Raw genomic sequence first — 22,012 nt, 5'->3', positions numbered from 1 at the left:
ATGGACGGCTATTACGGGACATTGGGCGGCGTGGCCCAGGCGATGGCGGCCTCGGCCCCAGCGATCAGCATGCTCGCCGTGTTCGCGCTGGTGCTTGGCGGTGTCGCGCTCTGGGTGAAGAAGGGCGATCGGCAGAAGGCGGTGCTGATGCTGGTGCTGGCAGTGGTGATTTTCGGCAATGTGGTGATCTGGACTCTTTAGCCTTCGCCAAGCAGGTCCTGGGCGAGGCGTTCGATTTCTTCGCGCCAGGCAAGGCGTGCTCGCCAGTGGCTGGGGATGCCGCTCGCGCCATACAGGGCGCCGGCAAGCTGACCGGTGATCGCGGCTACCGTGTCCGCATCGTCGCCGAGATTGGCGGCGAGGAGGATCGCTTCTTCGAAGGACCGAGTATTTCCGACACTCCACAGCGCCGCCTCGAGGCTGTGGACGACATAGCCGCTCGACGAGATCTGATCGCGCGTCTTGCCTCGCCATGAGCCCGCGAAGATCTCTGCCACCCGTGGCGGCCGGTCGAATGAGAAGGGTGCGAGCGTTTGACTCCGCGACGCACCAAGGATCGCGCGGGCCGTGAGCACAGCGAAACCTTCGCAGGCAGCCTGGCATTCCTGCGCACCATGCGTCAGGCAGCTTTGGCTGCGGGCCACCTCGGCTACGATATCCTCACCGCGATGGGCGGCCCAGATGGCGACAGGAGACAAGCGCATCAGCGACCCGTTGCCGGCGCTTTCAGGATTATTCGATCCGGCAAATGGATTGCCCTCCGCCTCGAATCGCCGCAGCGCCGTGCTTGTCGCGATCCCGATATCGAAACAGGTGCCGGTGCAGCTATACGTTCCCTGACGATACCAGTCGACAAAGCGCGTCATGCAATCGTGCGGATCGAATGCGCCTTCTTCCACCAGACTATAGCCAAGCGCGAGCGCCATCGCCGTATCGTCGGTCCATTGACCGGGCTGCAGATCGAACGGCCCGCCGCCGACCATGTCAGTCAGCGGCGGCTGTACATCGCGGGCGGAGAATTCGAGGGTCGTACCGACCGCATCGCCGGTGGCAAGCCCGAGCAACGCGCCAATGGCGCGATCCTCGATGCTTGCGGGTAACATCACCGAATCGGCGAGTTCGGGTCGAGCCGCATGTCCAGATAATGATCCACAGAGCCCATCAGCTCGGGCATCTCGTGCTCGAAGAAGTGGTTCGCCTTGGGGATCGTGTCGTGGTGGATCGTGATGTGCTTCTGCGTGCGCAGCTTGTCGACCAGCTTCTGCGTCGCAAGCGGGGTCACGACCTCGTCGGCCTCGCCCTGGATGATGATGCCGGAGGCCGGGCACGGGGCGAGGAAGGTGAAGTCGTACATGTTCGCAGGCGGCGCGATCGAGATGAAGCCGCGGATTTCCGGACGACGCATCAGGAGCTGCATGCCGATCCAGGCGCCGAAGCTGACGCCGGCGATCCAGGTGGTCGATGCCTCGGGATGGAAGCTCTGCACCCAGTCGAGCGCGCTCGCCGCATCGGACAGTTCGCCGACGCCGTTGTCGAACGTACCCTGGCTCTTGCCAACGCCGCGGAAGTTGAAGCGCAGCGTGGCGAAGCCGCGGCGCTGAAACGTCTTGTAGAGTTCCTGCACGATGCGGTTGTTCATCGTGCCACCCGAGGACGGATGCGGGTGCAGGATCATGGCGACCGGCGCGCGCGGGCGCGGCGCGGGAGCAAAACGACCTTCGAGACGGCCGTCGGGGCCGGGGAAAATGACTTCTGGCATGTGACCTGCTGACAAAAATTCGGTGAGCGCGTGGGCCGCGCGGAATTGGGCGCTATATAGGCATCGAGCGCCCTGGCGCAATCATTCTGCCTTTTTTGGAGACAGCCGGGCTTGGCCGACCGCATCTATCTCGATCATGCAGCGACGACGCCGATGCTGCCCGAAGCGGTGGCGGCGATGGCTGAGGGCATGGCGCGCTGGGCCAATCCGTCGTCCCCGCATGCCGAGGGACGCGCGGCCCGCGCGGCGCTCGAGGACGCGCGGGCACGGATCGCCGCTGCTTATGGCTGGACCGGGGAGACGATCCTGACCAGCGGGGCAAGCGAATCGCTGGGGATCGCGCTGAACCGCTCAGTTGCTGAACGGCGGGCGATCTCCGCGGTGGAGCATGATTCGGTGATGCGAGTCGCGCTGGATGCTACGGTGCTCCCCGTGGATTCGACCGGTGTCATCGATGTCACGGTGCTGGCGGATGTGCTCGGGGTGGCGGGGCGCGTCCTGGTCGCGGTGCAATGGGCCAACAGCGAGACAGGTGTGCGCCAGCCGGTCGCGGCGATTGCCGAGGCGGTCCATGCCGCCGGCGGCCTGTTGCTGGTCGACGCGGCGCAGATGCCGGCACGGGGCGATTCGGATGTGGCGGCGCACGCCGATTTCGTCGCGATCTCGGCACACAAGCGCGGCGGGCCACCCGGTGTCGGGGGGCTGCTGGTGCGGGACATGGCCACGCTGATACCGACCGGCGGGCAGGAGCGCGGCTATCGCGCCGGAACCGAGAACCTGCCCGGCGCGCTTGGTTTCGCAGCGGCGCTGGGTGTGCCGGAGGATGCCGGACGCCTGGCTGCGCTTCGGTCGAAGCTTGATGACGCGATATCGCGCTCGGGCGGCGAGGTGGTGGCGCGGGGCCAGCATCCCGCGATCGGTGCCTATCGCATGCGCGGGCTGGCCGCGACGACTCAGCTGATCCGGTTCGACATGGCGGGGATCGCCGTGTCGGCGGGTAGCGCCTGTTCCTCGGGCAGCATGAAGCCGAGTCACGTGCTGGGCGCGATGGGCTGGAGTGTCGATGCGTCCCGCGAGGTGGTGCGGGTCAGCTTCGGGCGGTCGACCACCGAGGCCGATATCGAGGCCTTCATTGCCGAATGGCGCAGTGTATCGCGCGCGGCGCGGGCGTTCGCGGCATGATCTATCTCGATTATCAGGCGACGACGCCGCTCGCGCCCGAGGCGCTGGCCGCGATGTTGCCGTGGCTTCAGGGCCAGCACGCCAACCCGCATTCGGCGCACGCGCCGGGGCGGATGGCAAAGGCGGCTGTCGAAGTGGCGCGGGATGCGGTGGCGGCGTTGTTGCCGACTGGCGGCTCGGTGAGCTTCACTGGCGGCGCGACCGAGGCGATCAACTGGGCGCTGAAGGGCGTGGGGCAGGGCGGCATCATCACCCTGGCGACGGAACATGCCGCGACGCTCGATACGGTCGAAGCGCTCGCACGGGCGGGGCAGGCGGTGACGCTGCTGCCCGTGGGAATGGACGGGCTGGTCGACCTCGACGCGGCGCGGGCGGCGATCCGGCCCGGAACGGCGCTGGTCTCGGCCATGCTGGTCAACAACGAGATCGGCGTGATCCAGCCGATCGCCGAGCTTGCCGCGATCGCCCATGAGGCAGGGGCGCTGTTCCTGTGCGATGCGGTGCAGGGTTATGGCCGGATGGAGATTCCGCCTGCGTGCGACCTGATCGCGATCTCGGCGCACAAGATCCATGGACCGAAGGGCATCGGCGCGCTGTGGATACGCGACGGCGTGGCGATCGAGCCGCTGCTTCATGGCGGCGGCCAGGAAGCGTCGGGGCGTTCGGGCACGCTGTCGCCAGCGTTGTGCGCTGGTTTCGGCGCCGCCGCCCGGCTCGCCGCGGACTATGGTGACGATGACGCGGCGCATGTCGCGACGCTCCGGGCCATGGCCTGCGAACGGCTGGGCGCCGACTGGACGATCAACGGATCGTTCGAGCGGCGCTATCATGGCAATCTCAATATTCGCCGCGACGGGCTTGATGTGAACCGGTTGGTGTCCGAATTGCGCGATATTGCCTTTTCGGCGGGCTCGGCCTGTGCCAGCGGGTCGGGGCGCTCAAGCCATGTGTTGCGCGCGATCGGACTGAGCGAGGTGCAGGCCCGGTCGAGCATCCGGCTCGGCTTCGGGCGCTATACGACGGAAGAGGAACTGGTGATCGCCATCGACCGGATTGCCGCGGCCGCCGCCGCACAGCGGATCGCCGCCTGATGCTCGTCCGCTTCGTCCGGATCGACGGATCGATCAGCCAGGTCGAGGCGGAGCCCGGCGACCGGCTGCTCGAGGTCGCCCAGGCTGATGGCCAGCCGCTCGAGGGCACGTGCGAGGGGCAGATGGCCTGCTCGACCTGCCATGTCATCGTCGACGCGGCGGATTTCGACCGGCTGCCGCGCGCGAGCGAGGATGAGGAGGATATGCTTGATCTCGCGGCCGGTGCGTCGCGGACCAGCCGGCTCTCCTGCCAGATCTGGCTGGACGACACGCTCGACGGACTGACGGTACGGATTCCGGGCGAGGTGCGGAACATGCAGGGTCGTTGATCATTTCGTCCCCGTGCCTTGATGGCGCGGAGGAGACGATACCCATGAAGATATTGGCATTGATGGCCGCAGGCCTGATCGGCGCGGCCGCCCTGACCCCCTTGCCGGCAATGGCGTCGGGCAGCGGCCAGACCGTGGTGCGGGAACGGACCACCGTTCGCCATGTGAGCAATAACCGCCACAATCGCTGGCGCTGGAAGACGGTATGCCGCACCCAGTGGCGGAACCATCATCGCACGCGGGTTTGCCGCAAGGTCCGCGTCCGCTGGTAATGCGGGCTTGATCAGTCCGCCCGGCTCCCCCATATGGCCCCCGGGAGTCGGGCGGACGTGGTCGTCGCCAACCCGGTCAGATCCGGAAGGAAGCAGCCGCAACGATTTCGCCGCGGGTCGTTCCGGCTCCCACCCCGCTCCATCTAAAAGCTGCCCGATCTCTGGCGTCGCGGAGCGCGACCGCCTAGATGGATCGCAATGTCCGACTCCTTCGATCTTGGCGAACCGCCCCAGCCCGCGAAAGCCGAGGTCTATCGCGTCCTCGCGCGCAAATACCGGCCGCAGACCTTTGCCGAGCTGATCGGCCAGGATGCGATGGTCACGACGCTCGCCAACGCGATCAAGCGCGGGCGGCTGGCCCATGCCTTCCTGCTGACCGGGGTGCGCGGGGTGGGCAAGACCTCCACCGCGCGACTGATCGCCAAGGCGCTGAACTGCATCGGGCCCGACGGCAATGGCGGGCCGACGATCGATCCCTGCGGCGTGTGTGAGCCGTGCCGCGCGATCGCCGAAGGGCGGCATATCGATGTGATCGAGATGGACGCCGCCAGCCATACCGGCGTCGACGATGTTCGCGAGATCATCGACGCATCGCGCTATTCGGCGGTGTCGGCGCGGTTCAAGATCTACATCGTCGACGAAGTGCACATGCTGTCGAAGAACGCGTTCAACGCGCTGCTCAAGACGCTTGAGGAGCCGCCGGCGCATGTGAAATTCCTGTTCGCCACGACCGAGGTGAACAAGGTGCCGGTGACGGTGCTGTCGCGCTGCCAGCGGTTCGACCTGCGGCGCATTCCGGCGGAGAAGCTGGCCGAGCATTTCGCGCGGGTGTCCGAGGCCGAGGGCGTCGAGGCGGAACCCGAGGCGCTGGCGCTGATCGCCCGGGCGGCGGAAGGATCGGCGCGCGATGGTCTGTCGATCCTCGACCAGGCGATCGCTCATGCTGGCATCGAGGGCGAGGGCGTGAGAGCCGGCGCGGTGCGCGAGATGCTTGGCCTGTCCGATCGGGGCGCGACCCGCGACCTGTTCGGGCTGGTGCTGAGCGGCGATGGGCAGGGGGCACTTTCGGCGCTTCGGCGGCAATATGATTTCGGTGTCGATCCGCTTGGCGTGCTGCGCGCGCTGCTCGAAACGGTGCACGCGACGACGCTGGTAAAGTTGGGAACCGCACCGGAGGCGGGCCAGGCGACCGAGGAGCGCGAGGCACTGGCTGAATGGGCCGGGAAGCTGAGCTTCGCATCGCTTCACCGGCTATGGCAGCTGCTGCTGAAGGGCCATGACGAGGTCGCACGCGCGGCGTTGCCGATCGAGGCCTGCGAGATGGCGCTGCTGCGGCTGATCCATGCCTCGACGCTGCCCGATCCGGGCGAGCTGGCGCGGATGATCGCCAACGGGGCGCCGATGGGTGGCGCGGCGCCTGCCGCGCCCGCGCCACGCGCGGAGGCCCAGCCTGCCGAGGCGAACCTGCCCAACTCGATCCGCGACCTGATCGCGTTCCTTGAGGACAAGGGCGAGCATACGCTGGCGGTGAAGATGGCGCGGAGCGCCAGCGTGGTGCGCTTCGTCGCGCCCGAACTGGTGTTGAGCTCCTCCCGGCCGCTGCCGGTTGACCTGATCCGGGACCTGAATATCGAGCTGAAGCGGCTTACCGGCAAGCCGTGGAAGGTCACGTCGGAGGACGCGCAGGGCGAGCCGACGATCCGCGAGGTGGAAGAGGCGAAGCGCGAGGCGATGCGCGCCGCCATCCTCGACACGCCGGTCGTCAAGGCGGCGTTCGAGACGTTTCCCGATGCCGAATTTCCCGAAAGCGAACTCGACCGCCTGATGGCGGCACAACGGAGCGTATGATGAAGAGTATCGAAGACATCATGGCCATGGCGCAGAACGTCCAGGCCGAATTGACCAAGGCGCAGGCCGGTCTCGACGCGATCGAGGTCGAGGGCGCGGCCGGTGGCGGGCTGGTCAAGGTCAAGGCCTCGGCCAAGGGCCGGATCATCGGCGTCGATATCAATGAATCGCTTCTCGCGGCGAGCGAGAAGCAGATGCTTGAAGACCTGATCGTCGCTGCGTTCAACGACGCCAAGGCGAAGGCGGATGCAGCGTCGAGCGCTGAAATGTCCAAGATGACCAGCGGCATCCCGCTGCCGCCGGGGTTCAAGCTGCCCTTTTAAGGGAACGTCCAAAGGTCGCGGCGCGGCATTTTCCCGCTTATCCGGGAGAGGAGCGGCTATCGCAGACAGGCGTCGAGGCCGTCGTTGCGGACCACGCCGACCCGTCGCGAGATCGTGTTGCCGTGCCGGCGGGTGAAACCGCGCGGGTCGATGGCGGCGCGCTTCTTGGGGAGTGGCAGGACGGCGGCGATGCGGCCTGCCTCGGCAGGCGTCATCGTCGACGCGTCATGGCCGAAATAGCGGATCGAGCCGGCGTTGACGCCGTACGTGCCGATGCCCGTCTCCGCGACGTTGAGATAGACCTCCATGATCCGCCTCTTGCCCCAGATCGTCTCGATCAGGACGGTGAAATAGGCCTCGAGCGCCTTGCGCGCATAGCCGCCGCCCTGGATCAGGAAGACGTTCTTCGCGGTCTGCTGGCTGATGGTCGAGCCGCCACGGATTCGGCCCCCGCGCGCGTTGCGCTGGTACGCCTTCTCGATCGCAGCGATATCGAAGCCATGATGAGTGCAGAAACCCGAATCTTCCCCCGCGATCGCGGCGCGCGGCATGTCGGGATCGATGCGGGAGAGGGGCATCCAGGCCTTGGTGATGCCATGCCCAGCGACCGCGTCGCCGAGCATGGTCAGCGTGACCGGCGGCGGTACGAAGCGATAGAGCAGCACCATCAGCAGCGACAGCAGGACGAAGGCGCCGATCGCCTTGAAGAACCAGCCGACGAGACGGCGCAGGAATGAACGACGACGAGGCATGTCGGGCACTGGTTCCGTAGTGGCGGCCTGGACCCCTAGCAAAGGTCGGGCGCCTGGTTGAATCGAACCGGCTCGCACGCCGGGAGACCGCGCCGCGGGGGCAGCCCCGAATTCCGATGGCGGCCCCCGTTCGTCGCTCATTCTGCGCTTCTAGGCGAGGGACGCGGGCGCGGTAAACCGGCTTCGAAAGGGGAGCGTTCCGATCACTGCGTCTGCCGCCGCAACGCCGGTCTGGAAAGCGCCATGGGCGGTGGAGAAATCATGAGTCGAGCAGGCCTCCCCGGCGAAGAACAGCCGGTCCTCGACCGGGGCCGCCAGCACGGCGCGTTGCGGTACGGCACCGACATGGGCGTGGGAATAGGAGCCGTGGATATGCGGCTCGGCGCGCCAGCGGGTCGCGGCGACGGGGATGAGGCGCGCGCGCCAGTCGCTGCCGAGCAGGGCGACCAGTTCGCTGATCGCGAAATCGGCTGCCGCGCCGTCACCATCGGTTTCGAGCGCTTCGGCACAGTCTCCGCCGAAGAAGCACTCGATCAGCGGCAGGCCGAACGGGCCGAGACGATAGCTTGCGGTACAGGCGCTGTATGGGTTGCCGATGAGGTGGCCGTTATCAGGCAGGTCGGTTCCGTCAACGTGCAGGAAGAGCTTGTCGGCCAGACCCAGCGGGAGCGCGGTGGCCGCCGCGTGCTTGTCGGGCAGAGGCGGATCGAAAGTGATGCGTTCCCCGGTGAGCATCGTCGATGGTACGCAGACGATGACGCGGCGGGTTTCGATGGTGCCGCGGCTGGTCTCGACGCGCACCGTTTGCGCGCGATGGTCGATGCAGGTGACGATGGTGTCGAGCCGGACGGCAAGCCCCTCGGCATGGCGGGCGACCAGCGTGCCATATCCTTCGCGGACCGCCCAATTGTCCTCGGTCGCCGAATCCTCATAGGCGGCCCAGTCGTGGAGCGACACGCGCGAGAGCGGCGCGCCGTTGACATAGCCCGAGACAGCATCGATCAGCGGGCGCCAGGGATCGTCGGGGGCGATGAACGCGGAAAGGGGCTGGTCCGGGCCAGTGAGCGCGGCATGGGCTGCTTCCTCCCAGCGCATCCATGCTTCGTGATAGGCATGGCGCTCGGCAGGGGGGAAGCCGAGGTCGCGCCACTGCGTGCTCCAGTTGGCGGGCGAGCGATCGACGGTGAAGCCATAGTGCCCGGCGAGCTCGGTCCACGGATTGCGTCTGGCCGAGTGGAGCCAGCCGCAGCCCAGATCGACCGTCATGTCCTCGATACGCACGCTATACGCCCTGCCGCCGAGGCGGTTGCCCGCCTCGACCAGCAGGACATCAAGCCCAGCCTCCTGGAGCCGCCGCGCAGCGGCGATCCCGGCCGCGCCGGCGCCGACGACGACCGCGTCAGCACCCGCCACGCGTTCAGGCCGCGACCAGCATCCGCTTGTCGCCGGCAAGGCGCATCATCGCCTTTTGCAACTTCTCGAACGCGCGCACCTCGATCTGGCGGACACGCTCGCGGCTGACGCCATAAACCTGGCTCAGTTCCTCAAGGGTCTTGGGATCATCGGTCAGGCGGCGCTCGGTCAGGATGTGCTTCTCGCGCTCGTTGAGGTCGTCCATCGCCGAGACGAGCATGTCGTGGCGCACGTCGGCCTCCTGAGCGTCGGCGACGACCGAGTCCTGCAAGGGGGCGTCATCAGCGAGCCAATCCTGCCACTGACCCTCGCCATCCTCGCGCATCGGCACGTTGAGCGAGGTGTCACCGCCCATCGACATGCGGCGGTTCATGCTGGTGACCTCTTCTTCGGTCACCCCCAGATCCTTGGCGATCTTGGCGAGATGTTCAGGGCTGAGATCGCCGTCCTCGAATGCGTCGAGCTTGGACTTCATCCGGCGCAGGTTGAAGAACAGCTTCTTCTGCGCGGCGGTGGTGCCCATCTTCACCAGGCTCCACGAGCGCAGGATGAATTCCTGGATCGAGGCGCGGATCCACCACATCGCATAGGTCGCGAGACGGAAGCCGCGATCGGCCTCGAACTTCTTCACGCCCTGCATCAGGCCGATATTGCCCTCCGAGATGAGCTCGGACACGGGCAGGCCATAGCCGCGATAACCCATCGCGATCTTCGCGACGAGGCGGAGGTGCGAGGTGACGAGTTGCGCCGCCGCGTCGGTGTCGCCATGCTCCTCGAAGCGCTTGGCGAGCATATATTCCTGCTCGGGCGCGAGGATCGGAAACTTCTTGATCTCGGACAGATAGCGGTTGAGGCTTGCCTCTCCACCGAGTGCGGGGATCGTCGCCGGGACGTTGCTGCCGCTTGCCATGATCAAATCTCCCTTACCTGAGCGCGGTCCCTATAAAGAGGCGACGCGCGCTTGAACCTAACCGTAGAGTCTATCGAACAGTTCCTGCATGTCGGCAGGCATTTCGCTATCGAATGCCATAGGCTTGCTTTCGACGGGGTGAATGAACCCCAGCCGGGCCGCGTGCAATGCCTGTCGGCGGAAATCCAACGTTTCCAATAATGGCCGGTGGACTGGTTTTGTTCTGCCATATGTCGGGTCCCCGATCAAGGGATTCCCGATCGACGCCATGTGGACGCGGACCTGGTGGGTGCGCCCGGTCTCGAGGCGGCACTCGACCAGGGCAGCCTCCTTCAACCGTTCCAGCGTCGTGTAGTGAGTCACGGCGCGCTTGCCGTGCGGCTGGATCGCGATCTTCTTGCGGTTCGCCGGCGACCGCGCGAGCGGCGCGTCGATGGTGCCCGCGGCGGGCACGGGGCGACCAGTGACGATCGCCTTGTAGCGGCGATCGATGCTGTGGTCGTGGAACTGCTTCGCCAGGCCCTCATGCGCCCGGTCGGTCTTGGCCGCGACCATCAGGCCTGACGTGTCCTTGTCGATGCGATGGACGATGCCCGGCCGGGCCACGCCGCCGATGCCCGACAGGCGCCCGGCGCAATGGTGGAGCAGTGCGTTGACCAGCGTCCCGTCGAGATTGCCCGCCGCCGGGTGGACGACCAGCCCGGGCTGCTTGTCGATCACGATCAGGTGATCGTCCTCGAACACGATGTCCAGCGCGATATCCTGCGCCTCGTTGTGCGCGGGGGTGGGCGCCGGGACGGCGACGGTGAAGATGCTGCCGGCGAGCGCCTTGCGCGACGGGTCGCGGGCGAGGGCGCCGGCTTCGTCGCTGACCGCACCCGAGGCGATCAGGACCTTCAGGCGTTCGCGTGACATGGTCGGCACGGCATCCGCCAGAGCGCGATCGAGACGCCAGCCACCGGCCTCGTCCGAGATGCGCGCTTCGATATTTGTAACCCCCCGATCCATGCCGTAGCGATGTGGGAATGGGGTACGGAATTTCAAGCACTCTCCTGGCGAGACTGCTAACCGAGGCGGAAAATTCCCCGCATGCGGAGGTTTGCGGGCTGCTGTTCGGCACCGCGACGCTGATCGAGGTTGTCGAAGCCTGCACGAACGTGGCGCCGGAGCCGGCGCGGGCGTTCGAGATCGATCCGGTCGCGCTGTTCGCGGCCCATCGGCGCGCGCGCGGTGGCGGGCCGCAACTGATCGGTCATTATCACTCGCATCCCTCCGGCGAGCCAGTGCCTTCGGCGCGCGATGCCGCGCAGGCGATGGGGGACGGGGCGCTGTGGCTGATCCTGACGGCGCGCGAAGCCCGGTTGTGGCGGACGGATCGTGTCGGGGCATTCGAGGCGGTTGGGCTTGCCGTCGAAGATGCGTAAAGTAAAACGCATGGGGTTCCATGAAAATTGCGCAGTAAAGCGGGATTTTCGCCAGCCAATGTCGACCCCGATTTTCACGGATCGCGCCGCTATGGCCTGAGTAATGAGGCAGACAACGCAGCTTCGCCACATCGGGCGTGCCGAACCTCATCGTCATGATGTCGCGTGATCGTACCGCAATAGCCATGGTCCATTTCCCTATTTATGAGAATTGATTGCGGCGATTGTCGCTCTTCCAGGCCGTCACGAATGCGCAGGCATGAATTGGGCGCTGTTCATCGCTGGCGGGGTTCGAGCTGGCAGGGTGAGCTGACCGATGCGTTGGCATCGAGGTGAATGGGGTAGGTGACCGTGTCGATGGGGCGGTCAAGGGAACTGGCGGGTCAATCCGGTGTGCGGGTGGGGCGGACCCGCTTGGGTTTGGGGCGCCACTCTTCCGGCTGGCGATTGCGCAGCCAGCGAAGCGCGACCTTCGGATCGGCGAGGATATGGCGCCGGCAGTCGACATGGCGGGGCGTGGCGCTGTTGCGGCCGAAGACGCGCTCGGCCAGATAATCATAGCCGACCGCGCGCCGGAACATGGTCGGTTCCGCCAGCCCGGCATGGTCGCCCCGGCCCATCGCGACCGCGAGACCGAACTCAGGATATCGATCGAGCCAGCGGTACAGGGTGGCGATACTCACCGAAAACACCTCGGCCAGACCGGCATTGTCGGCGCCGAGCCGGCAGAGCAGGCGTGCTTGCTGGGCAAAGGCGGGGTCGTAGCGGGTGGGGCGTCCTCTCTTCATGGGACGAGGATGGTATGGTTTCGCCGAGGGTTGAATCGATGCCGGATGCTTAAGCGATGCGGACGGCTTGCCTCAGATGTCTCGCCACACTGAGAAGGTCGCGGCCTGGCCGTGCAGGTTGCCGGTTTCGTCGATCAACTGCCAGATGATTCCATTTTCGATTTGGAAGCGGCGGCCGGACTTCGCGATGCGTATCCCGGCATAGTCCGCAATGAGGCCCTTGCGTGAAACCTCGTCCAGCAACCGCTGGCGCGCGGCGCGGTCGGGCGCTTCGGCTGACAGGCGCGAGGGCAGGATGACGAATTCGTCCCAATGATATTCGAAGCAAGCCTGGGCGGTGCGATTGGCGTAGATGAAGCGAGGGTCGACCTCCATATTGTGTGCGAGCAATGCAAAGGGGGCGTGGTCGTAGAGCCAATCGGGACCTTGGTTCTCCAGGTTGAGAGGTGTGCCGACGAGGCGGGCGTAGCTGCCGACGAGAAGGTCAAAGAAATCGCCGTCGAGGGAAAGGTCTGCGGTTTTCATTCTCATGAGGCAACCTTACACCGTTGCAGGTGCATCCAAAGCCCGGTGCCGCTCCTTCGGCACTGCGCCAAGCCGCTGAGAGTAGGGCACCTACTCAGTTACGCCACCGCTGGGTACCTTTAGTTCAATTGAGCGGACCGTCGCCAGAATTCCAAGTGGACGCTGGGAATGTAATGAAACTCGCTTACATTTGTGGAGTTGCAACGGCGTCCCTACCATTGATGGACTGGCGCCGTAATTCTATCGCAGGTCTGATTCGCGCGGTCCATCCTTCGATTGCGGTCCGGATCGATGATAGAGGCAAGCTCCTAGGCTGCGTGGACAAATTTGAGCCAGTATCTGGCCGTGGCAAGATGGACCATAGCGAGGAAGCTGTTGGCCAATTGATCATAGCGGGTGGCGATGGCCCGGTTGATTTTGAGGTGGCCGAACATGCGTTCGATGCGGTTCCGCTGCTTGTAGAGCGCCCGGTCATACTCGATTTTCACACGGCGGTTTGATCTGCCGGGGATGACGGCCTCGATCTTCCGTTCGGCAAGGTCGGCACGGATGGCGTCAGCATCGTACCCTTGTCGGCAAGCAGCGCGACCGGTGCCCGCTCTGGCAGGCCGATGAGGTCATCATACGCCTTGCAGTCTGCTGCCTCACCGACCGTCAGGTGGAAGGCGAGCGGTCTTCCGAGGGCATCAGCCAGACAGTGAAGTTTACTGGTGAACCCGCCCCGCGAGCGGCCAAGAGCGCGTCGATGAGCCCCCCTTTTCCGCCCGCTGCCGAGACGTGGGCGCGAACGGTGGTGCTGTCGATGCTGTAGTGGCCGCTATCCGCCATGATCTCGGCCAGCGTCACCGCCACGGTTTCCCAGACCCCGGCTTCGCTCCATCACCGGAACCGCCGATAGATGGTGTTCCAACTGCCATATTTGGGCGGCACGTCGCGCCACTGAGCGCCGCAACGAAGTCGCCAGAGGATGCCATTGATGATCGAGCGGTTCTGTTCGGGCGGCCTGCCTCGACCACGGTTTCCAGGCACGATGGGCAGCAAGCCCTTCAGAGCGCGCCATTCCGCTTCTGTGAGATCGCTCCTGCTCAAGCCTGCCTCCAAAAAGCAGTCTTGAATCAATTGATCCAGACCTCGTCAATGTCATTTGCGATCCGGTCTTGAACCGCGCCGGGTCTGCCGGAGGCCTTGGGTTGTGAGTCACGCTGCCATATCGAGGTTGCTTGCGGCAGCATAATATTGATCTTCGGCTTCGGCAGGCGGGATGTTGCCGATAGGCTCCAGCAGCCGGCGATGGTTGAACCAGTCGACCCATTCGAGCGTGGCGTATTCGACGGCTTCGAAGCTGCGCCACGGCCCGCGCCTGTGGATCACCTCAGCCTTGTAGAGGCCGTTGATCGTCTCGGCCAAAGCGTTGTCATAGCTGTCACCGACGCTGCCGACCGAGGGTTCGATCCCGGCCTCGGCGAGGCGCTCGGTGTATTTGATGGACACGTATTGCGAGCCCCGATCGCTGTGATGGATGAGGCCGCCCCGATGGGCCGGCCGGCGATCGTGAAGCGCCTGCTCCAGGGCATCGAGGACGAAGCTGGCATGCGCCGTCCTGCTGGCCCGCCAGCCGACGATCCGCCTGGCGTAGGTATCGATGACGAAGGCGACGTAGACGAACCCCGCCCAGGTCGCGACATAGGTAAAGTCCGACACCCACAGCATGTTCGGCGCTGGCGCGTAGAACCTGCGATTGACGTGATCGAGCGGGCACGGCGCCGCTTTGTCACTGATGGTCGTGCGCACCGGCTTGCCCCGGATCACCCCTGCCAGGCCCATCTCGCGCATCAGCCGTTGCACGGTGCAGCGCGCTATCGGAAAGCCCTCCCGCATCATATGCCGCCAGACCTTGCGTACGCCGTAGACCGCGAAGTTCTCGGCAAATACGCGCGCGATCTCCGGCTTCAAGGCGACATCGCGCTGCGCCCGCGCCGACAGGCGTGTCGGATCCTGTCGCTGCGCGACGCGCTCGTGATAGGTGGATGGGGCGATCGGCAGAACGCGGCAGATCGGCTCGACCCCATAGGCATCGCGGTGATCGTCAATGAAAGCGATCATCGCCGGAACGGGCGGTCGAGCTCCGCCTGCGCAAAATATGCCGACGCCTTGCGCAGAATCTCGTTGGCCTGCCGCAGCTCACGGACCTCGCGCTCCAGCGCCTTCACCTTGTCGGCAACCTCGGTCGGGACGCCCGCCCGCTTGCCGCTGTTCACCTCGGCCTTCTTCACCCACTCCAGCAGCGTGTGGCCTGAACAACCGATCTTCTCGGCAATGGATATGATCGCTGCCCATCGCGACGGGTGATCGTGCTCGTGATCCAGCACCATCCGTACCGCTCGCTCGCGGACCTCAGGTGCAAACTTGTTCGTCGTCTTGCTCATACAGGCTCCACCTTCTCAGGAGTTGGAGCCTCCGGCAAACCCGGAGCGGTTCATCTTTACCGTTGGTCACGTGTGCTGATAGCTTGCCGCTGATGGATAAGAAGCCCGGCTACAATGCCCTGATGGATGAAGTGTGCGTTGGACGCGGATGGTGTGGAGGTATCGTCGATGGACAACCTTCGCACATAGACGACTTCATCCCTGAAAGCGGTCCGGTTACCGCTGATCAGTTTGTCGACTGGCTCTTCATGGCCGACGGCATGGATCCGAAAGATGATCCATCAAAATGGCAAAAGCACAAACAAGGCCTGCGAGAGGCCTTCATTCGTCATATGGGGCATGACGTTGTTGATGCGTCGCTGTTGAAATGGGCGCTCGACTGACGATGGGTCTCGCGGTGAGGAATTTGTCCACGCAGTCTAGGGTCCAGACTCAATCAGCCTATAAGCGGCTGACCGTCAGTGACGTCGAGGCGTAGCGTAGGATGTATGGTTTTTCGGGAGGCTTCCCGGCCGGCTCCTCGTTGCCGAAGAAGGCGACATAGCAGTCATAGGCGTTGATTTCGTCGTCGAGCCAGCAGTGGACAACGACCCCGTATTCCGAGTCACCTTGCTCAAGACCGTCATAGCGAACGGGAGTTCCAGGCTGCAGGTATGGGCCTAACGTGGCTTCATCTTCGGTCATGATCTGCCTTCACTTTTCAACGCTGTCATAGCCAGAACGCGACTGCGGTACGACAATCTGCTCGTCGATGTACGGAAATCGATGGGATGACGGCCCGGGGAGGCAGCGGGGACTGACCCGGAGTGGGGGCAAGGCACATCATCGTGATGCATGTGTGCGACTTGCGCATGAGCGCCGGCATCGCCAGAAGAGCGACAGCCAATTTGCCCGGAGCATATCCATTCCATGACCATCAGCCCGGTCGATTTCGCGAGTCTCCTCTGTTCGCGCCTGTGCCACGACCTGCTGAGCCCGGTGGGGGCGCTCAACAACGGCCTGGAACTGCTTGCCGACGAGCATGATCCGGAAATGCGGCAACGTTGCCTGGAGCTGCTCGCGGAAAGCGCCAAGGCATCGGCGAACAAACTGAAATTCTTCCGCCTGGCGTTCGGCGCGGCGGGCGGATTTGGCGAGACGGTCGATTCGCGCGAGGCGCGGGCGGCGATCGAGGGGCTGTTCGGCGACAATCACCGGGTCAATCTCGGCTGGCTGGTCGAGGACGCGACCCTGCCCAAGGCGGCGATCAAGGTACTGCTCAACCTGGCACTGATCGGCGGGGATGCGCTGATCCGGGGCGGCCAGCTCGACGTCGGGGCCGAAGTGGTCGAGGGGCAGGTCGAGATCGTGGTGCGCGCCGACGGGCCGCGCATCGTGCTCGACAACGAGCTTCGCACCACGCTGCAAAGCGGCCAGCAGGGCGATACGATGATCACGCCACGCGCTGCGGCCGCCTATCTGGTCCATTCGCTGGTCGCCGAGGGCGGGGGGACGGTGCAGGTTTCCGATCCCGCGGAACCGGTGCTGCTGTTCGGGGCGGCGTTCCGGGCGGAGTGAGGCCTATTTGACCTCTCCTCTTTTCAGGGGATGGGGGGCGTCTTTGCCCTGAGATAAAGAGTCGCTTCACGAAGGTCGAAGCGGCGAGCGGGGCATCGAGCCCCGCTCGCCACTGCCTCATCCCTAATCCCTCCCCTGAAAGGGAGGGGCGGGCATTATAAAAGGGCCCTTATAAATTCATAAAAGGGCTGGGGATCGGCTTAAACCGCCTCCCGATTAAACGCCCCTTTAACCAATCCTTGCCATGGTCGCCGGGCATCCCCGGGGGCCCATGGACGATCTTCTTCAGGAATTCATCGCCGAGACGCGCGAGACGCTTGAAGCGCTCTCGGGCGAGATTGTCGCGTGGGAGGCCTCCCCCGACGATCGCGACCGGCTCGATGCCATTTTCCGCTTCGTGCACACGGTCAAGGGAAGCTGCGGCTTCCTTGACCTGCCGCGTCTCGCGCGGTTGAGCCATGCCGCCGAGGATGTGCTCGCCGCGGTGCGGTCAGGCGACCGGATACCGGATACGAGGCTGGTCAATGCAGTCCTCGCCATCGTCGACCGGATCGGCGAGATCGTCGAGGCGATCGATGCCGGCGTGCCGCTCGACGATACCGGCGAGGAAATGCTGATCGTCGCGCTCGAGGAAGGCGCGGCGGTGCCGGCCCAGGCGGCGGTCCCGATCGCCTCGCGCAACCCCGCCCGGAGCGTCCGGCTGAACGTCGACCTGCTCGACCGGATGATGAGCGGCATGTCCGACATGGTGCTTGCCCGTAACGAGCTGGCCCGGCGGCTGCGCGACGACGGCGCCGATCCAACGGTCGAAGCCGCGCTGGAACGCCTTTCGCTCACCGTTGCGGAGATGCGGGATACTGTCACTCGCACGCGCATGCAGAAGATCGATGCGCTGTTCTCCGCCCTGCCGCGCATGGTGCGCGACACGGCGGCCGAGCTTGGCAAGTCGGTGACGCTGCATGTCGAGGGGAGCGACGTCGAACTCGATCGCGAGATGATCGAGATGATGCGCGACCCGCTCGTCCATATCGTCCGCAACGCGATCGACCATGGCCTGGAGGCACCGGCCGAGCGGCGGGCGCTGGGCAAGCGCGAAAATGGGCGGCTGACCGTGTCCGCGCGGCAATCGGGCAACCAGATCATCATCGAGATCGCGGACGACGGGCGCGGTATCGACACCGACCGGCTGATCGCCAAGATCGCCGGGAGCGGCGGGCGCAGCACGAAGGAACTGGACGCGCTGAGCGAGAAGGCGAAGCTCGCTTTGGTGTTCGAGCCGGGCGTTTCGACCAAGGATTCAGTTACCGCGATTTCCGGGCGTGGCGTCGGCATGGACGTGGTCCGCGCCAATGTTGAGCAGATCGGCGGTCGAATCGAGCTTTCCAACACGCCCGGCAAGGGGTTGCGTCTCTGCATCCATGTGCCGCTGACGCTGTCGATCATCGCGACGATCGGCGTGGGCGTGGGCGGCCAGCGTTTCGCGATCTCGCGCCAGGCGATCGAGGAGATCGTCCGCGTCGGCGGCGATGCGATCAGGGTCGACATGCTCGGCGGCACGGCCGCCACGACAGTGCGCGACCGCCGCATGCCGCTGGTCGATCTGGGTGGGCTGCTGGGCCTTCCGGGGGGCAACGACGCGGGAATGCTGGTGATCGTCGGTGTCCCGGGCGGCAGCTATGCATTGGCGGTCGATTCAGTGCTCGACCATGAGGAACTGGTGATCAAGCCGGCGGCGCCTGCGGTGATGGCGACCGGCGTCTATGCGGGGCAGACCCTGCCTGACAGCGGGCTGCCGATGCTGCTGCTCGATTGCGCCGGCATCGCGACGGTCGCCGGGCTTCAGTTCGGGCGCGAGGTCGCGGTCGACGACGTGATCGAGGAGGCGCAGGCGCCGACCGTGTCGGCCCTGTTGTTCGACGATCTCGACGGCGTGCGCCGCCTTGTACCCTTGACGATCATCGACCGGATCGAGCCGGTGCCGGTGGATTCGATTCGCTTCTCGGGCGGGCGGCTGCGGCTTTCGGTCGAGGGCCGGATCATTCCGCTGGCGGTGCAGGGCGAATGGGATCGTCGTCCATCCGTCTCCGTGCTGCGGCTGCGCGATGGCGACGCGGAGATCGGATATGCCATCGGCGAAGCGCTCGACATCGTCAGCCTGCCCGACACGGTGGTTCCCGCCAGGGAAGCCGGGCCGGTGGCGGGTGTCGTCTCGATCGACGGAGACCAGATCGAACTGCTCGACCTCCACTGGCTGTTCGCGACCCACGGGGCCGACCTCGGCGCCGGCACGCCGCCGGTGTGCCTGATCGACGGCGCCGAATCCGATTGGATGAAGACGTTCCTGAAGCCTGTGCTCGAAGGCGCCGGCTATCGTGTCGCGACCAAGCTGAAGGCGGGGGAGATCGCGGCGGTGGTGCTGACCATGGGGGCCTCGCCGCCGGTAGCGCACCGCGACGTGCCGGTGGTCAGGCTACGCCGCGACCGCGCCGTCGACGACGCGGCGGACACAAGCATCTATCGCTATGATCGGGACGGCTTGCTCGCCGCCCTTGCCCAGTCGGCTGGAGGCCGCTGATGCCCGACCTGTTCCTCATCGCGCATATCGCCGGCCGGGCCGTGGCCATCGAATCCCGGCAGGTCGAATCGGTCGTCGATATCGGCGCGGTCGTGCCCGTTCCCGGCGCCGACCGGCAGGTGCGGGGCCTCGCCGCGCTCCGCAGCCGGGTGGTGACCGTGATCGACACCCATGCCGTGCTGGGACTGCCGCCACCCGATATCGCGGCGACGCGCGCGGTCATCACGCTCGTCGAGGGGCATCATTATGCGATCCTCGTCGATTCCCTCGAGGATGTGGCGCCGTTCGATCTCGCGCCGCTCTCGCCGGGGATCATGCTCGATCAGGGCTGGCGGGCGACCGGCTGCGGCATCGTCGAGCGGGCGGGCGAGCCGATCCTGGCGATCGACCTGCGCGCGCTGGTGCCCGGCCTCGCGGCGATCGCGGCATGAAACGAATTAACCCGAAGCTCATGTATTTACGGCAGACAGGCCGCCTGAAGGGGCGGGAACGGGGTATGAATCGATGAAGACGTGTCTCGTGGTGGACGATTCCAAGGTGATCCGGAAGGTGGCGCGGCACATCCTGGAGACACTCAACTTCCAGGTTTCCGAGGCGGGCGACGGGCGCGAGGCGCTCGACAGCTGCCTGGCGTCGACCCCCGACGTGGTGCTGCTCGACTGGAACATGCCGGTGATGAGCGGCATGGATTTCCTGCGCGCGCTGCGGGACAGCAGCCTGTCGCACCGGCCCAAGGTCGTTTTCTGCACCACCGAGAACGGCATGGCGCATATCCGTGCCGCGATCGAGGCGGGTGCCGACGAATATGTGATGAAGCCGTTCGATCGCGAGACGCTGGAGAGCAAGCTTCAGATCGTCGGCATGGCCTGAAAGGGCTGTCGGCAATGTCCCTGGGATCACCCCTCGCCACTGGTCGGCTCGTCGAGAGCCGGGACCGGCCGCGCATCCTGATCGTCGATGATTCGGTGGTCGCCCGCGCAGTGATCGCCCGCGCGATCGACCTTAGCGGCAAGTTCGCCGTGGCTGGCGCCGTGCCGCATGCGAAGGCGGCACTCGCCTTTCTTCAGGCGCAGCAGGTCGACGGGATCCTGCTCGATATCGAGATGCCCGGCATGAGCGGCCTGACCGCGCTGCCTGATCTGATCGCGGCCAGTGCGGGGGCCAAGGTGCTGGTCGTGTCGTCGGCCTGCGGCGACGGCGCCGCGGCGACGATCGAGGCCTTGTCGCTCGGCGCGGCCGATACGCTGGTGAAGCCCGATATCGGGGATTTTGCGGGTCGTTTCTCGGCGGTGCTCGAGGAGAAGCTGACTCGCCTGTTCGAGACCACGCACGCCTCCCCGGGGGACATGCCGCTCGCGACCGATCGGGCTGGCGGCGGATTCGATATCGTGGCGATCGGCGCCTCGACTGGCGGCATCCACGCCCTGAGCCTGTTGCTCCGCGAGATTCCGTCGAGCTTCCAACTGCCGATGCTGATCACCCAGCATCTGCCCGACAGCTTCATGCCCTATTTCGCGGCACAGGTGGCGGTCCTGGCCCGTCGGCCCTGCGATGTCGCGACCGATCATATGCGAATCCGTCCGGGCCGGGTGATCATCGCTTCAGGAACCGCGCATATCCGTTGCGTCGGCACCAGCGACGGTGCCGCCATCCGGCTTTCCAGCGATCCGTCGAAGAGCGGGTGCATGCCGTCGGTCGACCCGATGTTCGACAGCCTTGCCGAAGTGTTCGGGTCTCGCGCGCTGGGCATCGTGCTGAGCGGCATGGGCCGCGACGGCGCCGACGGGGCACAGCATATCGTCGACCGCGGCGGCAGCGTCGTGGTGCAGGACCAGGCGAGCTCGGTCGTGTGGGGTATGCCGGGCGCGGTGGCGACCAACGGCACAGCCTGCGCGATCATGCCGCCGACGGATATCGGAAAAATGGTGGCGTCGCGCCGGAGGCCCGGATGTTGATGCCTGCACCCCATACGCGGCCCGCGGGCGCCCTCAACGTGCTTGCCGCCCTGCTCGAATCGCGCACGGGCCAGCAGATCGCGGCCAATCGCGAATGGCGCATCGAAACCGCGCTGAAGCCGCTGATGCGCGATCGCGGTCACGAGACGCTCGACGAACTGGTCGGCGAAGTGCTGCGCTCGCCCGGCGTTGGCGACCTGGTGGTCGACGCGCTGCTCAACCAGGAAAGCTCCTTCTTCCGCGACGCGGCGGTGCTCGACATGATCGCTGACGCAGTCGATGCGATGCGTGCCGAGGGCCTCAGCCGTCGCATCCGTATCTGGTCGGCCGGCTGCTCGCTCGGCCAGGAGCCGCTGTCGCTGGCAATGCTGTTCACCGAGCGCGACGCGGGGACCGGCGCGGTCTCGCCCGAGATCGTCGCGACCGACGTTTCGGAAGCAGCGCTCGTGCGAGCTCGTGCCGGGCGCTATTCGCAGTTCGAGATCCAGCGCGGCCTGCCGATCCGCCGGATGATGCAATGGTTCGATCCCGTGGGTGGCGACTGGATCGCGAAGCCCGAGCTTGTACGCCAGATTTCGTTCCGCAAGCTCAATCTGGTCGCCGATCCGCTGCCGATCGGCCGGTTCGACATCATCCTGTGCCGCAACGTGTTGCTTTACCTGTCGGCTTCGCTGCGCACCCGCGTGTTCGACCGGCTGGCCGAGGTGGCGCGGCCGGGGGCGCTGCTGGTGCTCGGCGCGGGAGAGACGGTGATCGGGCAGACCGGCGCGTTCCGCCCGAGCCCGCGCTACCGCGGACTCTATGAGCCGACCGGCGCGGCGGCACGCGAGACCGCCGTCGCCGTCTGATCGGCGGTTTACATTCGCAGGGACAGGCCGCAAGC

Annotated in this window: 25 protein-coding genes, 1 other RNA gene, 1 pseudogene and 1 other annotated feature; of the genes and pseudogenes, 16 read left to right on the top strand and 11 right to left on the bottom strand. The window is 65.7% G+C overall.

What is annotated here, in order from left to right; translation table 11 throughout:
* Positions 1 to 201 carry a hypothetical protein gene (locus NDN01_RS09825; protein ID WP_272627201.1) on the top strand — a complete coding sequence of 67 codons (201 nt, stop codon included), beginning with the start codon at positions 1 to 3 and terminating at the stop codon, positions 199 to 201.
* Here the strand turns inward: NDN01_RS09825 and NDN01_RS09820 are convergent.
* Both NDN01_RS09820 and NDN01_RS09815 read right to left on the bottom strand, forming a co-directional pair.
* Positions 198 to 1,103, bottom strand: a complete 906-nt coding sequence (locus NDN01_RS09820; protein ID WP_272628150.1) for an ADP-ribosylglycohydrolase family protein — start codon at positions 1,101 to 1,103, stop codon at positions 198 to 200. The genes NDN01_RS09825 and NDN01_RS09820 overlap by 4 nt on opposite strands.
* Complete coding sequence (locus NDN01_RS09815; RefSeq protein ID WP_272628148.1) at positions 1,103 to 1,759, bottom strand: alpha/beta hydrolase; 657 nt, start codon at positions 1,757 to 1,759, stop codon at positions 1,103 to 1,105. The genes NDN01_RS09820 and NDN01_RS09815 overlap by 1 nt, the downstream gene beginning before the upstream one ends.
* Positions 1,760 to 1,870: 111 nt before the next feature.
* Here NDN01_RS09815 and NDN01_RS09810 point away from each other — a divergent pair, with 111 nt between their 5' ends.
* The 7 genes from NDN01_RS09810 to NDN01_RS09780 all read left to right on the top strand — a co-directional run bounded on the left by NDN01_RS09810 (position 1,871) and on the right by NDN01_RS09780 (position 6,804).
* Complete coding sequence (locus tag NDN01_RS09810; RefSeq protein WP_272627200.1) at positions 1,871 to 2,941, top strand: cysteine desulfurase family protein; 1,071 nt, start codon at positions 1,871 to 1,873, stop codon at positions 2,939 to 2,941.
* A complete protein-coding gene (locus tag NDN01_RS09805; protein ID WP_272628147.1) occupies positions 2,938 to 4,032 on the top strand; it encodes a cysteine desulfurase family protein in 1,095 nt (364 codons plus the stop codon). Before NDN01_RS09810 ends, NDN01_RS09805 begins: the two co-directional genes overlap by 4 nt.
* Positions 4,032 to 4,361 (top strand): 2Fe-2S iron-sulfur cluster-binding protein, encoded by a 330-nt coding sequence (locus NDN01_RS09800; protein ID WP_272627199.1) that lies wholly within the window; start codon positions 4,032 to 4,034, stop codon positions 4,359 to 4,361. Before NDN01_RS09805 ends, NDN01_RS09800 begins: the two co-directional genes overlap by 1 nt.
* 44 nt (positions 4,362 to 4,405) lie before the next feature.
* Positions 4,406 to 4,633 carry a hypothetical protein gene (locus NDN01_RS09795; RefSeq protein ID WP_272627198.1) on the top strand — a complete coding sequence of 76 codons (228 nt, stop codon included), beginning with the start codon at positions 4,406 to 4,408 and terminating at the stop codon, positions 4,631 to 4,633.
* 39 nt (positions 4,634 to 4,672) lie between these two features.
* Positions 4,673 to 4,770: signal recognition particle sRNA small type (ffs, locus tag NDN01_RS09790), an RNA gene on the top strand.
* Between the two features lie 61 nt (positions 4,771 to 4,831).
* Positions 4,832 to 6,481, top strand: a complete 1,650-nt coding sequence (locus NDN01_RS09785) for a DNA polymerase III subunit gamma/tau (RefSeq protein WP_272627197.1) — start codon at positions 4,832 to 4,834, stop codon at positions 6,479 to 6,481.
* Positions 6,481 to 6,804, top strand: coding sequence for a YbaB/EbfC family nucleoid-associated protein (locus NDN01_RS09780; RefSeq protein WP_272628146.1), 324 nt, complete (start codon positions 6,481 to 6,483; stop codon positions 6,802 to 6,804). Before NDN01_RS09785 ends, NDN01_RS09780 begins: the two co-directional genes overlap by 1 nt.
* Positions 6,805 to 6,860: 56 nt before the next feature.
* Here NDN01_RS09780 and mtgA read toward each other — a convergent pair whose 3' ends face one another.
* From mtgA to NDN01_RS09760, 4 genes are all read right to left on the bottom strand, one after another.
* Positions 6,861 to 7,556 carry a monofunctional biosynthetic peptidoglycan transglycosylase gene (gene mtgA, locus NDN01_RS09775; RefSeq protein WP_272627196.1) on the bottom strand — a complete coding sequence of 232 codons (696 nt, stop codon included), beginning with the start codon at positions 7,554 to 7,556 and terminating at the stop codon, positions 6,861 to 6,863.
* A 150-nt stretch (positions 7,557 to 7,706) separates the two neighbouring features.
* Entirely contained in the window at positions 7,707 to 9,008 is a 1,302-nt protein-coding gene (locus NDN01_RS09770) for a flavin monoamine oxidase family protein (RefSeq protein ID WP_272627195.1), read from the bottom strand.
* Positions 8,974 to 9,879 carry an RNA polymerase sigma factor RpoH gene (gene rpoH, locus NDN01_RS09765; RefSeq protein WP_272627194.1) on the bottom strand — a complete coding sequence of 302 codons (906 nt, stop codon included), beginning with the start codon at positions 9,877 to 9,879 and terminating at the stop codon, positions 8,974 to 8,976. The genes NDN01_RS09770 and rpoH overlap by 35 nt, the downstream gene beginning before the upstream one ends.
* A gap of 57 nt (positions 9,880 to 9,936) precedes the next feature.
* Entirely contained in the window at positions 9,937 to 10,887 is a 951-nt protein-coding gene (locus tag NDN01_RS09760; RefSeq protein WP_272627193.1) for an RluA family pseudouridine synthase, read from the bottom strand.
* A 17-nt stretch (positions 10,888 to 10,904) separates the two neighbouring features.
* Between NDN01_RS09760 and NDN01_RS09755 the strand changes: the two genes are divergently transcribed.
* Entirely contained in the window at positions 10,905 to 11,303 is a 399-nt protein-coding gene (locus tag NDN01_RS09755; protein WP_272627192.1) for a M67 family metallopeptidase, read from the top strand.
* Positions 11,304 to 11,686: 383 nt separating this feature from the next.
* Here NDN01_RS09755 and NDN01_RS09750 read toward each other — a convergent pair whose 3' ends face one another.
* From NDN01_RS09750 to NDN01_RS09735, 4 genes and pseudogenes are all read right to left on the bottom strand, one after another.
* Positions 11,687 to 12,091 carry a hypothetical protein gene (locus NDN01_RS09750; RefSeq protein ID WP_272627191.1) on the bottom strand — a complete coding sequence of 135 codons (405 nt, stop codon included), beginning with the start codon at positions 12,089 to 12,091 and terminating at the stop codon, positions 11,687 to 11,689.
* Between the two features lie 72 nt (positions 12,092 to 12,163).
* The gene (locus tag NDN01_RS09745) at positions 12,164 to 12,616 is read right to left on the bottom strand and encodes an MEKHLA domain-containing protein (protein ID WP_272627190.1); all 453 of its coding nucleotides are present in this window, start codon (positions 12,614 to 12,616) and stop codon (positions 12,164 to 12,166) included.
* 308 nt (positions 12,617 to 12,924) lie between these two features.
* Positions 12,925 to 13,705, bottom strand: a pseudogene (locus NDN01_RS09740) (IS5 family transposase).
* 108 nt (positions 13,706 to 13,813) lie between these two features.
* Positions 13,814 to 15,042 (bottom strand): IS3 family transposase gene (locus NDN01_RS09735; protein WP_272624721.1). Its coding sequence is split into 2 segments (ribosomal slippage): positions 13,814 to 14,754 and positions 14,754 to 15,042, totalling 1,230 coding nucleotides; the frame shifts between segments, so codons are not numbered across the junction.
* Positions 14,645 to 14,761 (bottom strand) — a sequence feature (AL1L pseudoknot). Its footprint overlaps the gene before it by 117 nt.
* 92 nt (positions 15,043 to 15,134) lie before the next feature.
* On the opposite strand from NDN01_RS09735, the gene NDN01_RS09730 reads away from it, so the two are divergent.
* Positions 15,135 to 15,425: a hypothetical protein gene (locus tag NDN01_RS09730; protein WP_272627189.1), complete on the top strand. Its 291-nt coding sequence runs from the start codon at positions 15,135 to 15,137 to the stop codon at positions 15,423 to 15,425.
* A 58-nt stretch (positions 15,426 to 15,483) separates the two neighbouring features.
* Here NDN01_RS09730 and NDN01_RS09725 read toward each other — a convergent pair whose 3' ends face one another.
* Complete coding sequence (locus NDN01_RS09725) at positions 15,484 to 15,726, bottom strand: hypothetical protein (RefSeq protein ID WP_272627188.1); 243 nt, start codon at positions 15,724 to 15,726, stop codon at positions 15,484 to 15,486.
* Between the two features lie 225 nt (positions 15,727 to 15,951).
* On the opposite strand from NDN01_RS09725, the gene NDN01_RS09720 reads away from it, so the two are divergent.
* From NDN01_RS09720 to NDN01_RS09695, 6 genes are all read left to right on the top strand, one after another.
* The gene (locus NDN01_RS09720; protein ID WP_272627187.1) at positions 15,952 to 16,599 is read left to right on the top strand and encodes a histidine phosphotransferase family protein; all 648 of its coding nucleotides are present in this window, start codon (positions 15,952 to 15,954) and stop codon (positions 16,597 to 16,599) included.
* Between the two features lie 271 nt (positions 16,600 to 16,870).
* Positions 16,871 to 19,174, top strand: a complete 2,304-nt coding sequence (locus tag NDN01_RS09715; protein WP_272627186.1) for a chemotaxis protein CheA — start codon at positions 16,871 to 16,873, stop codon at positions 19,172 to 19,174.
* Positions 19,174 to 19,605 carry a chemotaxis protein CheW gene (locus NDN01_RS09710; protein WP_272627185.1) on the top strand — a complete coding sequence of 144 codons (432 nt, stop codon included), beginning with the start codon at positions 19,174 to 19,176 and terminating at the stop codon, positions 19,603 to 19,605. The genes NDN01_RS09715 and NDN01_RS09710 overlap by 1 nt, the downstream gene beginning before the upstream one ends.
* Positions 19,606 to 19,678: 73 nt before the next feature.
* Positions 19,679 to 20,044, top strand: a complete 366-nt coding sequence (locus NDN01_RS09705; RefSeq protein ID WP_272627184.1) for a response regulator — start codon at positions 19,679 to 19,681, stop codon at positions 20,042 to 20,044.
* A 14-nt stretch (positions 20,045 to 20,058) separates the two neighbouring features.
* A complete protein-coding gene (locus tag NDN01_RS09700; protein ID WP_272627183.1) occupies positions 20,059 to 21,129 on the top strand; it encodes a chemotaxis protein CheB in 1,071 nt (356 codons plus the stop codon).
* Positions 21,129 to 21,977, top strand: a complete 849-nt coding sequence (locus tag NDN01_RS09695) for a CheR family methyltransferase (RefSeq protein WP_272627182.1) — start codon at positions 21,129 to 21,131, stop codon at positions 21,975 to 21,977. Before NDN01_RS09700 ends, NDN01_RS09695 begins: the two co-directional genes overlap by 1 nt.
* The last annotated feature ends 35 nt before the right edge of the window (positions 21,978 to 22,012 follow it).

The organism is Sphingomonas sp. QA11, assembly GCF_028473665.1.
Lineage (GTDB): Bacteria > Pseudomonadota > Alphaproteobacteria > Sphingomonadales > Sphingomonadaceae > Sphingomonas > Sphingomonas phytovorans.
This window is presented reverse-complemented; position numbering and strand designations above follow the sequence as displayed.